Source organism: Aeromonas sp. QDB18 (genome assembly GCF_027705325.1).
Taxonomy (GTDB): Bacteria; Pseudomonadota; Gammaproteobacteria; order Enterobacterales; family Aeromonadaceae; genus Aeromonas; species Aeromonas caviae.
The window spans coordinates 1-15,008 of record NZ_JAPDBQ010000005.1 but is presented as its reverse complement, the minus strand read 5'-3'; the positions used below and the strand labels follow the sequence as shown (position 1 = coordinate 15,008).

10 protein-coding genes are annotated in these 15,008 nt (G+C 55.8%); 9 read left to right on the top strand and 1 reads right to left on the bottom strand.

Annotation, left to right across the window (positions count from 1 at the left end; genetic code table 11):
• Window positions 1–25: 25 nt before the first annotated feature.
• The 9 genes from OKC30_RS01785 (at window position 26) to OKC30_RS01745 (ending at window position 13,863) form a co-directional block, all read left to right on the top strand.
• Window positions 26–397, top strand: coding sequence for a hypothetical protein (locus OKC30_RS01785; RefSeq protein ID WP_133280085.1), 372 nt, complete (start codon window positions 26–28; stop codon window positions 395–397).
• A gap of 504 nt (window positions 398–901) precedes the next feature.
• Window positions 902–3,352, top strand: coding sequence for a primase-helicase zinc-binding domain-containing protein (locus tag OKC30_RS01780; RefSeq protein WP_270664156.1), 2,451 nt, complete (start codon window positions 902–904; stop codon window positions 3,350–3,352).
• A 428-nt stretch (window positions 3,353–3,780) separates the two neighbouring features.
• Complete coding sequence (locus OKC30_RS01775; protein ID WP_201871580.1) at window positions 3,781–4,275, top strand: hypothetical protein; 495 nt, start codon at window positions 3,781–3,783, stop codon at window positions 4,273–4,275.
• A gap of 772 nt (window positions 4,276–5,047) precedes the next feature.
• The gene (locus tag OKC30_RS01770; RefSeq protein ID WP_270664159.1) at window positions 5,048–6,898 is read left to right on the top strand and encodes a class I SAM-dependent DNA methyltransferase; all 1,851 of its coding nucleotides are present in this window, start codon (window positions 5,048–5,050) and stop codon (window positions 6,896–6,898) included.
• Complete coding sequence (locus OKC30_RS01765; protein ID WP_270664161.1) at window positions 6,888–8,132, top strand: restriction endonuclease subunit S; 1,245 nt, start codon at window positions 6,888–6,890, stop codon at window positions 8,130–8,132. Before OKC30_RS01770 ends, OKC30_RS01765 begins: the two co-directional genes overlap by 11 nt.
• Before the next feature lies 1 nt (window position 8,133).
• Window positions 8,134–9,177 carry a DUF4917 family protein gene (locus OKC30_RS01760; RefSeq protein WP_270664163.1) on the top strand — a complete coding sequence of 348 codons (1,044 nt, stop codon included), beginning with the start codon at window positions 8,134–8,136 and terminating at the stop codon, window positions 9,175–9,177.
• Between the two features lie 54 nt (window positions 9,178–9,231).
• The gene (locus OKC30_RS01755; RefSeq protein ID WP_270664165.1) at window positions 9,232–10,269 is read left to right on the top strand and encodes a Fic family protein; all 1,038 of its coding nucleotides are present in this window, start codon (window positions 9,232–9,234) and stop codon (window positions 10,267–10,269) included.
• Between the two features lie 206 nt (window positions 10,270–10,475).
• Window positions 10,476–13,574 (top strand): type I restriction endonuclease subunit R, encoded by a 3,099-nt coding sequence (locus tag OKC30_RS01750; RefSeq protein WP_270664167.1) that lies wholly within the window; start codon window positions 10,476–10,478, stop codon window positions 13,572–13,574.
• A 73-nt stretch (window positions 13,575–13,647) separates the two neighbouring features.
• Window positions 13,648–13,863 carry a hypothetical protein gene (locus tag OKC30_RS01745; protein ID WP_201995733.1) on the top strand — a complete coding sequence of 72 codons (216 nt, stop codon included), beginning with the start codon at window positions 13,648–13,650 and terminating at the stop codon, window positions 13,861–13,863.
• Between the two features lie 469 nt (window positions 13,864–14,332).
• Here the strand turns inward: OKC30_RS01745 and OKC30_RS01740 are convergent, their stop codons facing one another.
• The gene (locus OKC30_RS01740; protein ID WP_160838333.1) at window positions 14,333–14,701 is read right to left on the bottom strand and encodes a VOC family protein; all 369 of its coding nucleotides are present in this window, start codon (window positions 14,699–14,701) and stop codon (window positions 14,333–14,335) included.
• Window positions 14,702–15,008 lie beyond the last annotated feature (307 nt).

Here is a 15,008-nt window from a genome sequence, read left to right as displayed (position 1 = left end):
TTAGTGCGGCTAAGAGGATAAACGAATGAAAAAGTCAAGAACAGAAGTGCGCTGGACTTCTGTTCTAAAAGAAAACCAATCACATCGCGTTAAATACTCCTCGACCAAACCGCAGAACACCAAGAGCAACAGGAAAGGGAGTATAAGCAGTATGCAAGATCTCAACCTCATCGCAATCAGCCAAGATCTGAACAACTGGCTGCCTGTGACCGAAATCCCCAAGCACTACCCCCAATTTAACTATCCCACACTGAAGGTCATGTTCTGGAAGCGAGCCGAGAAGCCCGGCTTGGAACGTTGCTGCCGAATTGTCGGTAGGCGGATGTTTGTAAACACCAAACTTTTCGGCTTGTGGATGGCTGGTGGATTGCCTGAACAACACCCGACGGATGATTAAACCGCAGGGAACCCATCTGTTATCGGATATAGGCAAACATGGTGTGCAAAGCCATGGGGAAAACATGAAAAAAAGCCCTTACCTGCGACAGTAAGGGCATTTCGGATTACTCACTGACTCTGACAGTTTGGCGACCAAGGAGCCAGTGAGTGCGAGGTAATTTTAACATGAAAGTTCACTTATTAATCCATAAAGGTCATCAAGGCTTGCTGGCCGAGATCCATGCTCTTTCTTCTGATTCGGAGGGCAAGCGATGATCTATTTTGCATGGGCCGCTGATAGCCAGACTGAAACCTTCTATGGACTACCCAATCCCAGAACCTGCAAACGCTCCTGTGTCGGAGTATTGAGTGCCTTCACCAGCCGAAAAGCGAGATCCGTTTTTATAGAGCAAAGCCAAGGGGCCGCTGCTGTTGTAACTCGCCCCTATGCTCGCCAAATGAAGGCAGGCTTAGACGAACGGGCATTCAATGAGCTGGTAGCCGCGCAGGTTGGGGGCGAGGAATGAGCACTGTAAGGTTTGTTTCTGATGTAGCCGCCGCTGCTGTGGGGCTCTGGCCCGATTTGCTGGCGTGCCTTGGTCTCGATATTCCTCGTCATGGCAAGCATGGCCCCTGTCCTGCCTGTGGTGGCAAAGATCGCTTTCGACTTGATGACAAGGAAGGGCGAGGGACTTTCATCTGTAGCCAGTGCGGTGCTGGGGATGGGTTGGATCTGGTATGCCGGGTGATGAGCAAGAGCCCCATGGAGGCCGCCGAGTTGATAGCGCCTATGGTGGGGTTGGCCGCCGGTGGGCTAGATCCTGCCGAACGGGAGCGCATCCACCAGCAACAACAGGCCAAGGCCAAAGAGGAAACCCGAAAGCGGGAAGATGGCCACAGGAACGCTGCTGCACGCGCCTGCCGCATCATGAATGCTCATTCGCGTGGTTGTGGTAGCGCCTACCTATCAAGGAAAGGTTTTGCGGAACACCAGAGCGCGATCAGCGGTACCAAAGAAACGATAAACGGTGAGGTGTTCCCTGTCGGTAGCGTGATAGTTCCCTTGCTCGATGGTGCTGGGAATCTGGTGAACGTGGAGCTCATTCGCAACGAAGATGGTTTGAAACACACCTTGGGTGGTGGCCGCAAGGCTGGTGTATACCATCGCATTGATGGTGGGGCGCTGGTGGCCGTGGTGGAAGGCTACGCCACCGGTCTATCAGTCGAGCAGGCGACAGGAGCAACTGTCTATTGCGCGATGACAGCCAACAATCTGATGAACGTGGCCAAGATTGCCAGAAGCCAACACCCAGACGCCCAGATCATTATCTGTGGTGATCACGACCTGGATAAGGCAACCGCCCAGCGTAACGACTCCACCAAGCACCAGACTGAGCAAGCCGCAATGACCGTGGGCGGGCGTGCAATATTTCCACCAGAGGCCGGGGATTGGAACGATTACCACCAAGCTCATGGGCTGAGCAAGACACAAGAGGCCATCATGAGCGCCAGCACCAGACTGGCGACCAGCCAAAACCAAAACGCCAGCCAGAAGGGAGAGGAACTCAGGAAGATCGAGGTGAACCAGCCCCAACGGGGGCATGAGCCACCAGCCACCATGATCGACAAGATGAGTGCTAGTCAGCGGGCTGCACTACTGGTCGAACGATTGGGGCAAGTTGCTATCAGCCTTGAGGCCGAGCGTGTCTATCGCTATGACGGTAGCCTATGGACACCATGGACAGATACCGAACTGCGCCGCGAAATGGCTGCCATCTTTACCGAGCATGGCGTTTCGTTCAGTGACAAAGGTATTGCCGCCACAGTTTCCACGATGAAGCTGATGATCCCAACCATGGGCCAGCCAACCAAAGATCTGATCGGCTTTGCGAATGGAGTTTATGACATGACAACTCGCCAGTTTCGGCCACACTCGCCTAGTGATGGACTGCTCACGCACAACGGTATCAACTATGCCCCGCCGCTCGCTGATGAATGTCTCGATCGGGATGCTCCCAACTTCACTAGATGGTTATGCCACGCCGTCGATAACAACGCCGCCAAGATGGCTCGCATCAATGCCGCCTTATATATGGTGCTGGCAAACCGTTATGACTGGCAGCTATTCCTTGAGGTGACCGGTGAGGGGGGCAGCGGCAAGAGCATCTTTGCCAATGTGGCAATCCTGTTAGCTGGTGGAAAACGGAACACCGGCTCTGGCAACATGGCCTCACTGGATCACGCTAAAAGTCGCTACCAGTTTGTCGATAAACGGCTGATTGTGCTGCCTGACCAGCCCAAATACATCGGTGATGGCAGTGGCATCAAGGCTATTACCGGGGGCGATTTGGTCGAGATCGATGGGAAGTATGAGAAACAATTTGCCACTGTCATCCAGGCTGTTGTGCTGGCCACCAATAACGAGCCTATGGTCATTACTGAACGCAATGGGGGAATATCCCGACGCAGGGTGATCTTTACCTTTGACCGGGTTGTGGCCGAAGCGGATAAAGACCCGTTGCTTGGCGACAAGATTGCTACCGAGTTGCCGGTGGTGATCCGCCACCTGTTAACCCAGTTTGCCGAACCTGAGCATGCCCGTCACTTATTGCTGGAGCAGCGTAACTCTGATGATGCCTTGACCATCAAACGAGCCACCGACCCCGTGATCGACCTTTGCGGGATGGTGCTCTTTCTGAATGAACCCAAGGGATTGATGATGGGGGGTAATCCGGAGATCAAGCGGGAACCCCGGCGCTACCTCTATCATGCCTATCTTTCCTTTATGGAGTATCACGGCCTGGGGCGCCCGCTATCAGTTCAAGCGTTTAGCCGCGCGGTCAAGGCAGCAGCCAAAGAGTATGGCCGTCAATACTGCAGCAGGGTGATCAAGGGCAGGTCCCAAACCAACGTCATACTGACCGAGGTAGCGGAGATGTTCTTACCCCAAGCTGTCTATGACGATCAGCAATGACGACCCAGTGATAACAGAATGATGAGCTTGGCCGCTGTACCTGATGATAGGAAGGACTTTCATCCACAAACCCTACCCTCCCTACCCAGCGCAACTGAAAGCCTTGCCCGGCAAGGGATGCAAAGAGGTAGGGTGAGTATTCTCTAACCCTACCCAAACCCTACTGGTCATCTTTATCCCTACCGTCATGGCTGATGTGGCTTGGTTGCAAACCTACTCTGTTCTGATTAACCAAACGGATGGGATCTTGCTGCCGGGGGAGGGTATGGGTAGGGAATGAATGTTAAACCCTACACGTCTCAAGCCAGTCTTGGTAAGGCCTGCAACGGAGGTAGGCTAGGTAGGCGCAAAAAGCGGTAAAACAATTCAGGGGGATTAGCGGGCCAAGCCAATGATGATCCACCAAGCCCAACGTGAAGCAGAAGCGAATGATCGACGAAATTCTGAAGAGGTATGCCAAAGAGATAGCGAAAGAGGAAAAGCAGCGGCTAGAGGAGCAAAAACGAGCAGAGCGCCAACGCAAGCAGTTAGCACGATTGTGCAAGCCAGCACCGGGAGTTGAAGACATTTTTCGGTATCGTAATGCCTGGGCTCGGCATGCTGGCCAGTCTAGCCGTCGATTGATGGAGCGGGCAGAGCGAAACCATGCCATATCCAAGCTGGGGCCGATTAATCACTTGGCCGCTCTTGTCGTTGCAATGGCGTGGCATCCGCACCACACCTACATTCTGGTCGTCGCAACAGACCCTGGCGTGACCTGTGAGAAGCTGACTGACTTCTACAACCTGAACCATTCAAATCACAGGATGGTATTCCGTCGCTTGAACACAGTGCTAAAGCCGTTGGGTTGGCGTTTCGCCTCATACCCCAGGGGCGCACCCAATGAGCCATGGGGTTGGGAGTTGGAGAAAATCCCGCAGTGATCACCCCTAACATGATCACTTTTTGTGTTACAGGCGATCACTATTGCCCTGTATGACCCGAAGGTGGTCATAACCCAGTCATGACAAGGCTTACCCCCCTGCCCCACCCCCAAATGCAGCAAAGTGATCGCGCTTGGCAGAGCGGTGCGGTTGCAGAGTAACGAACCTGCTCATTTTCGTGAAAATAAAGACGTAAGCATCGGTAAAATAAGGTATTTTATTAAAAGCGATCGCTCTGCATAACGATCTCTTTTTTATCGACTCTCGGCGATCACTTTTCTGGCCGGCCAGGGTCGCTCTTGGTGGTCATCAGCCTCCGGGCCAGTTCTGACAGGGCATTGCCGGTGGGAGTGATCGCACACGCCTCTTCAGCTACCCCCAAAAATGAAAAACTCGTTGTCCCGTTACAGGCGATCACTTTCGCTGCCATCAACCGGATCTGCCGGGTTAATCGCGCCCATCTCGTTATCGTGAGCCCATATTCGTGCCTCGATCATAGTTGTCAGGGCTTCATTTGTATAAACTCCCTGCCAGATAACTGACTAATGACTGACTGATAGGTAACGGGCGGGGCATTCCCTATCGCTATGCCACCTTGGTGACATGATCCCTGGCGAACTGGCTTGCTTGCTGATTTGTCCCCCACTTAGCGGCTGCTCGCCCCCGGGCCCGGCACTGGCCGCACCGTCAGTCTGACAACTTGGCCCGCATCCTCACCTTGGCTTTCGCGCAGGTGGGCTGTGAAGGCAACACGCATTAACCGGAGAACCCCATGACCGACCCCAACGAGCTCAGCCAGGCGCTGCTGGCCGCCGTTCCTGAAGATGGCAGCAGCATCGGTAACCAAGCCTTGATGGAAACCTTGAAAGCCCAATTCAGCGACCTGACCGATGAGGTATTTACCGCCGCACGCGAGACTCTGCTGGAACAGGGCGTACTGCGCAAGGGGCGCGGGCGAGGTGGTGCTGTGCTTCGGGTGTTGGAAGGCGAAGCCGCCGCTGCAGCACCACGCAAACCGAAAGCCAGTGGCAAGGGCAAGCAGGCCAAGGATGAGCCGCAAGCTACCGGTATCGAGGGGCTGAAGAAGACCCTGTGGGCTGCCGCAGACAAGCTGCGTGCCGACATGGACGCCGCCGAGTACAAGCACATCGTGCTGGGCCTTATCTTCCTCAAGTACATCTCCGACTCTTTCGCCGCCCGTCGTGCCGAGCTAACCCGCCGCTTTGCCGATGAGAGCGACGAGTACTTCCTCTACGACTGTGACGATGAGCTGCTGGCCGAGGAGCTGGAAGACCGCGACTACTACCGTGAAGTGAACGCCTTCTGGGTACCGGAAGGGGCCCGTTGGGAGGGGTTGCGGGCCCATGCCAAGCAGGCCGATATCGGTAAGCGTATTGACGATGCGCTGACCCTGATCGAACAGGAGAACCCGCGCCTAAAGGGCATCCTCGACAAGCGCTACGCCCGTGCCCAGTTGCCCGATGGCAAGCTCGGCGAGCTGGTGGATCTGGTTTCCAAGATTGGCTTTGGCAGTGATGTCGGTGAAGCGCGTGACATCCTGGGGCAGGTCTACGAGTACTTCCTTGGCGAGTTTGCCAGTGCCGAGGGCAAGAAGGGGGGCCAGTTCTACACGCCTGCCAGCATAGTCCGGACACTGGTGGCAGTACTTGCTCCCCATCATGGTCAGGTCTACGACCCCTGCTGCGGTTCAGGCGGCATGTTCGTGCAGTCGGAGAGGTTTATCGAAGCCCATGGCGGCAAGCTGGGTGATGTCTCCATCTACGGTCAAGAGTCGAACCCGACCACTTGGCGGCTGGCGGCGATGAACCTCGCCATCCAGGGGATGGACTACAACCTCGGGCGCGAAAACGGTGATACCTTCACCCGCAATCAGCACCCTGACTTGCGTGCCGACTTCGTGCTGGCCAACCCGCCGTTCAATATCAGCGACTGGTGGCATGGTAGCCTCGAGGGGGATCCGCGCTGGGTCTACGGTACGCCGCCTGCGGGCAACGCCAACTATGCGTGGCTGCAGCATATGCTCTACCACCTCAAGCCAACTGGCCGCGCCGGTATCGTGTTGGCCAACGGTTCGATGAGCTCTAGCCAGAATAGCGAGGGCGACATTCGCCGTGCCATGGTGGAGGCGGACGTGGTGGAGTGCATGGTGGCCCTGCCGGGGCAGCTCTTCTTCAACACCCAGATCCCCGCCTGCCTCTGGTTCCTCGCCAAGAACAAGACCCGCCGCCAGGGCGAGGTGCTGTTTATCGATGCCCGCAAGCTGGGCACCATGATCAGCCGGGTGCAGTGCGAACTCGATGAGAGCGCAATTGCCCGTATCGCCGATACCTTCCACGCGTGGAAAGGGGACGGGGAGTGCGAGCAATCTTACGAGGATGTAGCGGGATTCTGCCGCAGCGTAACCCTGGCTGAGATCGCCGAACACGGCCATGTGTTGACCCCTGGCCGCTATGTAGGGGCCGAAGAGGTAGAGGAGGACGATGAGGCCTTTGCCGACAAGATGGCCCGGCTTACCAAGCAACTCGGTGACCAGATGGCCAAGGGAGCCGAGCTGGACCAGTTGATTAGACAGAAGCTGGGAGGGCTGGGGTATGAGTTCTGAATGGGTGGAACGCTCGATTGTGGACGTCTGCGCCCAAGTATTTTCGGGCGGGACTCCGAAGTCCTCAATTCCAGAATTCTTTGATAGAGGTTCAATTCCTTGGCTTAAGACGAAGGAGGTGAACTACAGCAAGATCATCGAGACAGAGAATTTCATCACCGAGTTGGGGTTGAAAAACTCGTCGGCTAAGTTGGTCCCCATCAATTCCGTCATCGTCGCTATGTATGGAAACGGGGACACAGCTGGCCGCGTTGCAATCAACAAGATCGCATTAACAACTAATCAAGCATGTTGCAATTTAGTGATCGATAGCGCTCGTGCTGACTACCGGTTTGTTTATTACTATTTGCAGTCGCAATACGCCAAGCTTGTCGATTTGAAAAATGGCGGGGCGCAGCAAAATCTCAATGCCAAACTAATCAAAGATTATCCCATTATTGTTCCATCGATTACGGAACAACGTGAAATCGGCAGTTTTCTTGAGTCACTTGACGACCGTATCTCCCTGTTGTGCGAGACCAACGCCACGCTGGAGGACATCGCACAGGCGCTGTTCAAGTCGTGGTTTGTTGATTTCGACCCTGTCCATGCCCGTGCTCGTGGCGAGCAACCGGCAGGTCTGGCACCCGAGGTCGCCGCCCTGTTCCCCGACAGCTTCGAAGAGTCCGCGCTTGGCATGATACCGAGGGGGTGGAAGTTGATGCAATTCGGTGAATTCATTGACCGACAATCTGTGGGCAAGAAGTACGACCAGAAATCAGCGCTGGAGGAGGGCAGTGTACCGATTCTTGATCAAGGAAAATCTGGAGTTATCGGTTTTCATAATGATAAGCCCAGCGTTTGCGCTAGCTTGGTCAGCCCTGTGGTGGTGTTTGCTAACCACACTTGCTATATGCGCCTGATCACTTTTGATTTCTCTGCAATTCAGAACGTACTTCCCTTTATTGGCAAAGGTGTAGATACCGTCTGGGCTTTCTATGCAACTAAAGACCGTGTCAAATTTTCCGAGTACAAGGGGCACTGGCCGGAGTTTGTGATACAGAAAACTATTGTGCCAAACCAAGAGCTAACCGAGATCTTCAGGAACATGGTCGATCCTCTCATTTGCAGTATGAGAAACAACGAATTACAAGCCCAAACCCTAGCCAACTTGCGTGACACCCTGCTACCCCGCCTGATCTCCGGCCAACTGCGCTTGCCGGAGGCTGAGGCTATGGTCGAAGGGGCAAGCTGACGTGGCAGATATAAAGACATGGCGTGAGATACAGGCCGATTACAGCGACACCCTGATTGTGGGCAATGGCGGCAGTGTCGCTGTCGATCCCTGTTTTCGTTACACCAACCTGTATCAGCAGGGCTGTGAGCACGGATTTATCCGCCCTGCCGCACAGGAGGTGTTTGATCAATTCGCCAAGAATGACCGTGATTTCGAACGAGTGTTATATCGCCTATGGCAGGCTGACTATATCAATCAAAAGTTTGAGCTGGCCAAAATCGAGCGTGACAAAGTTCGCAACGCCTATACAGATGTGCGGCGGGCGCTGATCGATACCGTAAAAGACATTCATCCAGACAACGCTATCAGTGACCAGCAAGGGCTTGCCCATATTGGCCGCTTTATGGCAGGTTTTTCGACGGTATTCAGCCTCAACTACGACTTGATTGTCTATTGGGCATCACTTAATGCTCGCCAAGCCAATGGTTGGCGTTTTGAGGACGGGTTCACCATTGATAAGACGCGCGCGACAGACCCCAAATTGATCAAGCAATGCTTCAACGCGTCATTCCCTGCTGAACTTGAGCCCGGAGTGACCAGAGTCTTTTATCCTCATGGCAATCTTGCGCTCTACCGAACTCAAGGTGGCGAGGAAAGTAAGCTGATGGCCGACAATAGCGACCCATTAAGCCTTATCACCCAGTACTGGCGTGATAATGACGGTCAACCTCTGTTTGTGTGCGAGGGCTCGTCAGAGAGCAAGATCGCCGCGATAAACAGCTCCCGATATCTTTCCCATGTGTATCAACATGAATTACCTCGCCCCAAAGACAGCATGACTATTTATGGCTGGAGCATTGGCAAACAGGATCGTCATATTCTTGAGCAGCTGGCGTTATCACCATGCCGTCGCGCCGCGGTGTCTGTGTTTGCTGGTAACAAGACACCAAAAAAAATTGAATCCGAAAGGGTGCATATGGAAAAAATGCTAAATGATGCGGGCATCAAGGAGGTTGTATTTTTTGATGCCACCAGTGCGGGGTGTTGGAACCATGCTGACTAAAAGAGGTGACTGCTGATGTCATTTGATCGTAACCAGCCCTATAACGACCTGCCATTGCTGCCCCCCATCATCGAGCTGGAGACCAAGGCGGTGTTGAAACAAGCCATCGCGGCCAACCGGGTATTGGCCAATCTGCGCGGGCTGGCGGCCAAGATCCCCAATCAGGGGCTGCTGATTAACAGCATCATCTTGCAAGAAGCGCGGCTCTCATCGGAAATCGAGAATATCGTCACCACCAATGACGAGCTGTATCGCGCCGCCGCCAACCGCGATGGCAAGACAGATCCTCACACCAAAGAGGTGCTGCGCTACCGTGAGGCGCTCTATCATGGCTTCCATTCGCTCAAGGATCGCCCGCTCAATACCAACCTGTTTATTGAACTGGTTCGGCTGATTAAACAGGTGGATATCGGCATTCGCGCCATCCCCGGTACGGCCCTGAAGAGTGACCGAGGTGAGGTCATTTATACCCCACCCGTTGGAGAGCTGGTGATCCGCGACAAGCTGGCCAATCTTGAGCAATTTATCCATGCCGAGGATGAGCTGGACCCGCTGGTCAAGATGGCGGTGATGCATTATCAGTTCGAGGCGATTCACCCCTTCCCCGATGGTAATGGCCGTACCGGTCGCATCCTGAACCTGTTGTATCTTGTTGAGCAGCAACTGTTGGATATCCCGGTGCTCTTTTTGTCGCGCTACATCATCGCCAATCGGCAGGAATATTATGCCGGCCTACGGGGCATCACCGAAGCGCAGCAATGGGAACCCTGGGTGCTGTTTATGCTCAGGGCTGTGGAGAGCACGGCACAACAAACTTTTGAGCAGGTCAATCGCATCCTGAGTTTGATGGAAGAGGTGCGCGAGCGGGTGCAGCGGGAGGCGGAGGCCATCTATAGCAAGGATCTGGTCGAACTGATTTTTATGCAGCCCTACACCAAGATCGGGTTTCTGGTCGATGCCGGTATTGCCAAACGCCAGACGGCCTCTCGCTATCTGCAAACACTGGCGACGATGGGCATCTTGCGGGAAGAGCAGGTTGGCCGTGAAAAGTACTACATCAACGATGCGTTGTTCGCCGAGTTGACCCGCTAACCGATCAGGGTGACGGGATCGACATATCACCATAACGTGTCGATTTTTCGGCTTTTTTTAAACATATTTTCGCAACCTGTCGATCCCATCGACAGATGGGGGTGACGAGTCGATATGTCACCCGTTGTGACGCTGAGCAGGTTGGGCATACCCGAATGGCAGAGGCCATGGGGGGGCCAGGGATCGTCTTGAGGGATTGAGCAACAATGACCGAAGATCAGTTGGAACAAGAGGTGCTGGGGTGGTTGGCCGAGGTGGGCTATCGCGTGGAGTGTGGCTACGATGTGGCCCCCGATTCTGATAACCCGTGGCGTGAGCAGTTCCAGCAGGTGCTGCTGCGCGAGCGCTTGCGGGAGGCGATTGCCCGGCTCAACCCCTCCGTGCCGCTGGTGGCGCGTGAAGATGCGCTGGCGCAGGTGGTCAATCTCGATACCCCGGCGCTGCTGTCGGCCAACCGGGCATTTCACCGCTTGCTGGTGAATGGGGTGCCGGTGCAGTACCAGCGCGATGGCGAGACGGTGGGGGACTTTGTCCGCCTCGTTGACTTCGAGCAGCCCACCGCCAACGAGTGGCTGGCCATCAACCAGTTCTCTATCAAGGGGCCCAAACACACCCGCCGCCCCGACATCATCCTCTTCATCAACGGGCTGCCGCTGGTGGTGCTTGAGCTCAAGAACCCGGCCGATGTGAATGCCGACATCTGGAAGGCGTTTGATCAGCTGCAGACCTACAAGGAGCAGATCCCCGACCTGTTTCAGTACAACGAGATCCTTATTGCCTCCGATGGTAGCGAGGCGCGGATGGGGTCGCTGTCGGCCAATGCCGAGCGCTTTATGCAGTGGCGCACGGTGGATGGGGTCAACCTCGACCCCTATGGCGAGTTTGGCGAGCTGGAGACCATGGTGCGCGGCATTCTGACCCCGGCCATGCTGCTCGATTACCTGCGCTTTTTCGTGTTGTTTGAAGACGATGGCCGCTTGGTCAAGAAGATCGCCGGTTATCACCAGTTTCATGCCGTACGCGCGGCGATCACCCAGGTGGTGGCGGCGTCGCGCCCCGGTGGTAGCCATAAGGGCGGGGTGGTGTGGCACACCCAGGGCAGCGGCAAGAGCATCACCATGACCTGCTTTGCGGCGCGGGTGATGCGCGAGGCGGCGATGGAGAACCCGACCATCGTGGTGATCACCGACCGTAATGACCTTGATGGCCAGCTGTTCGGGGTGTTTTCCCTGTCGCAAGATTTGATCCGCGAGCAGCCGGTGCAAGTGGAAACCCGCGGCGATCTGCGCAGCAAGCTGGCCAACCGACCCTCCGGCGGCATTGTGTTTGCCACCATCCAGAAGTTTATGCCCGGCGCGGATGAAGACACCTTCCCGGTGCTGAGCGAGCGCGCCAACATCGTGGTGATTGCCGATGAGGCGCACCGCACCCAGTACGGTTTCAGCGCCTCGCTCAAATTACCCAACCAGATTGCAGAAGGGGCGGCGCGCTATCAGGTCGGCTATGCCCAGCACTTGCGCGACGCACTGCCCAACGCGACGTTTGTGGCCTTTACCGGCACCCCGGTATCGAGTGAAGACCGGGATACCCGCGCGGTGTTTGGTGACTACATCCACGTCTATGACATGCAGCAGGCCAAGGAAGATGGCGCGACGGTGGCGATCTATTACGAGTCACGCCTCGCCAAGTTGTCGCTCAAGGCCGACGAACTGACCCACCTCGATGACGAGGTAGATGAGCTGGCCGAGGATGAGGAAGAGGGTGAGCAGGCCAAGCTGAAGTCACGCTGGGCCGCACTGGAGAAGGTGGTCGGCAGCACGCCCAGGATCGAGCGGGTGGCCGCCGATCTGGTGGCCCACTTTGAAGAGCGCAATCAGGCGCAGCATGGCAAGGCGATGATGGTGGCCATGAGCCGCGAGATCTGCGTGCACTTGTATGATGCCGTGGTGGCCCTGCGCCCCGACTGGCATGACCCGGACCCCGACAAGGGGGCCATCAAGATCGTGATGACCGGTAGCGCCTCTGACAAGGCGTTGCTGCGCCCCCATATTCATCCAGCCTTGGTCAAGAAACGGCTGGAGAAGCGGTTCAAAGACCCGAGTGACCCGCTCAAGCTGGTCATCGTGCGTGATATGTGGCTGACCGGCTTCGATGCGCCCTGCGTGCATACCCTCTATGTGGACAAGCCGATGAAGGGCCACAACCTGATGCAGGCGATTGCGCGGGTGAACCGGGTGTTCAAGGACAAACAAGGCGGGCTGGTGGTCGATTACATCGGGATCGCCAACGAGCTCAAGAGCGCCATCAAGGAGTACACCGCCAGCAAAGGACGGGGCAAGCCGACCGTCGATGCCCATGAGGCCTACGCGGTGTTGGAGGAGAAACTCGATATCCTGCGCGCCCTGCTGCATGGCTTTGATTACAGCGACTACCTCACCGGTGGCCACAAGCTGCTCGCCGGGGCCGCCAACTTTATTCTTGGCCTTGAGGATGGCAAGAAGCGCTTTGCCGATAACGCGCTGGCGATGAGCAAGGCGTTCACGCTCTGCTGCACCCTTGACGAGGCCAAGGCAGTGCGGGAAGAAGTGGCCTTCTTGCAGGCGGTCAAGGTGCTGCTGACCAAGAAGGCGATCTCCCAAAAGAAGAAAACCGACGAAGAGCGCGACCTGGCCATTCGCCAGATCATCGGCAATGCGGTGGTATCGGGCGATGTGGTCGATGTGTTTGAAGCGGTGGGGCTCGACAAGCCCAATATCGGCCTGCTCGATGATGAGTTTCTGGCCGAGGTGCGCAACCTGCCGGAGCGCAATCTTGCGGTGGAGTTGCTGGAGCGACTGCTGGAGGGGGAGATCAAGTCGAAGTTCGCGACCAACCTCTCTCAGGAGAAGAAGTTCTCGGAGATGCTGACCAAGGTGATCGCACGCTATCAGAACCGCTCCATCGAAACCGCGCAGGTGATCGAGGAGCTGATCGACATGGCCAAGAAGTTTGCCGCCGTAAGCAAGCGGGGGCAGGCCTTGGGCCTTAACGATGACGAGCTCGCCTTCTATGATGCCTTGGCCAACAACGAGGCGTCGGTGCGTGAGCTGGGGGACGAGATACTGGCCAAGATAGCCCATGAGCTGACAGCCAACCTGCGCCGTAGCGTGACCGTGGATTGGAGCAGCCGCGAAAGCGTGCGCGCCAAACTGCGGCTGATGGTCAAGCGCATCCTGCGCAAGTACAAGTACCCGCCAGACCAGCAGGAAGAAGCTGCCCAGCTGGTACTGGCACAGGCAGAGAGCTTGTGTGAGGTTTGGTGTTGAGGTGGTTAATGGACGAAAAAAAGGGCTCGCTCAAAAAGGCACAGAAAAGCATGTCACATCGGGATAAATGGTAATGAAACAGGGTTTTGTCTTACCCAATAGAATCCATGATATCGGTTCTTTGGTGGTTTATACCAAGCAACTCAGCCCACAACCCTCGATTAACGATCTCTGGATGGCTTATCTTGAGCGCATTCCTGAAGACTGCACAAATGACGAAATTGATGCCCTTCAGTCATGGTTTTATCAAGAGGTTGAAGACCGGTGCTATGAGCTCCTGCTCTTGTAGCTCTTTGCTCGACTACAGTGGGGAATTACTTAGTTTTGCTGGCCGTAGGCATGTGATTTCGGTGGGTAAAAATGTGCAAAATGTGCAAACCCACCTCACTCACAGCAAACTGGAGATAACCAAAACCCACTTGATTCAAGGCATTACGACTCGTACTATCCTTGTGAAACCGTAGAATCAGGATTCAAAATCCGCCGTAGCAATACGTGTCGGTTCGAGTCCGACCCCGGGCACCATCAGATTCCATGACAAAAGGCCATCCTCGCGGATGGCCTTATGTTTTTCCGGGCGGTGCGAAGAGGTGTACCCTCAGACCCTCAGACCCTCAGACCCTCAGACCCTCAGACCCTCAGACCCTCAGACCCTCAGACCGTCAGACCGTCAGACCGTCAGACCTTCAGACCCTCAGACCGTCAGACCTTCAGACCCACAGGCTCTCGGGCCATCAACCTCTCGGACTGCCATCCCCTCAGTCGATATTCTGTGCGATGCGCCACAGCACGCCGGCGGGATCGTACAGACAGAACTCCTTCATGCGCCACGGCTGGGTGACGAGCTCCGTGACCCGGACGCCGTAGCGGGCGGCGACCTGGCTCGTCTCCACTTGGGCCTGCCAGGCGGCCACGTCCTCCACCAGGAGGTGCATCATGAGCTGCTCGGCCAGCCCCGGGGGATTGCCATCCTGCAGCAGGAAGCTTGCGTTGCCGAGATGAAAATAGGCCACGCCGTCGCCATCGGAGGCCAGGGTAAAGCCGAGATCCTGATAGAACTGCTTTGACAGCGGGAAATCCCGGGCAGGCACGAAGGCCTTGATTTCGGTCACGTTGAGATTGGGCATGGGCTCCTCGCGGCGCTGGGAACAGGGGAAGATGGCTTGCCAGTATGACCGGGCATTTCGGGGCAAGCCAGACGAATGGCGCGAGTTTGCACTCTTATCGTGCTTGTGCCCCTTGGGTGGGGGGATATTGGCCGTCAGCCTCATTTGATTTCACCATGGTATGGCCCATTTCATTTATTTCATAAATACCTTAGCAGGATAGATAAGCCTGCCAGGGTGACATCACCACGTGCGTATTCCGGCGAAGTTGAACAGCCATTCCGGCCAACGTGAACACCCTGATCCTTAACGCGCTCACGTCACCCCG

Excerpts from the sequence above, each read along its gene's own strand:
- OKC30_RS01785 (WP_133280085.1), top strand. The coding sequence starts at position 26 with ATGAAAAAGTCAAGAACAGAAGTGCGCTGGACTTCTGTTCTAAAAGAA.
- OKC30_RS01780 (WP_270664156.1), top strand. The coding sequence starts at position 902 with ATGAGCACTGTAAGGTTTGTTTCTGATGTAGCCGCCGCTGCTGTGGGG.
- OKC30_RS01775 (WP_201871580.1), top strand. The coding sequence starts at position 3,781 with ATGATCGACGAAATTCTGAAGAGGTATGCCAAAGAGATAGCGAAAGAG.
- OKC30_RS01770 (WP_270664159.1), top strand. The coding sequence starts at position 5,048 with ATGACCGACCCCAACGAGCTCAGCCAGGCGCTGCTGGCCGCCGTTCCT.
- OKC30_RS01765 (WP_270664161.1), top strand. The coding sequence starts at position 6,888 with ATGAGTTCTGAATGGGTGGAACGCTCGATTGTGGACGTCTGCGCCCAA.
- OKC30_RS01750 (WP_270664167.1), top strand. The coding sequence starts at position 10,476 with ATGACCGAAGATCAGTTGGAACAAGAGGTGCTGGGGTGGTTGGCCGAG.
- OKC30_RS01745 (WP_201995733.1), top strand. The coding sequence starts at position 13,648 with ATGAAACAGGGTTTTGTCTTACCCAATAGAATCCATGATATCGGTTCT.
- OKC30_RS01740 (WP_160838333.1), bottom strand. The coding sequence starts at position 14,701 with ATGCCCAATCTCAACGTGACCGAAATCAAGGCCTTCGTGCCTGCCCGG.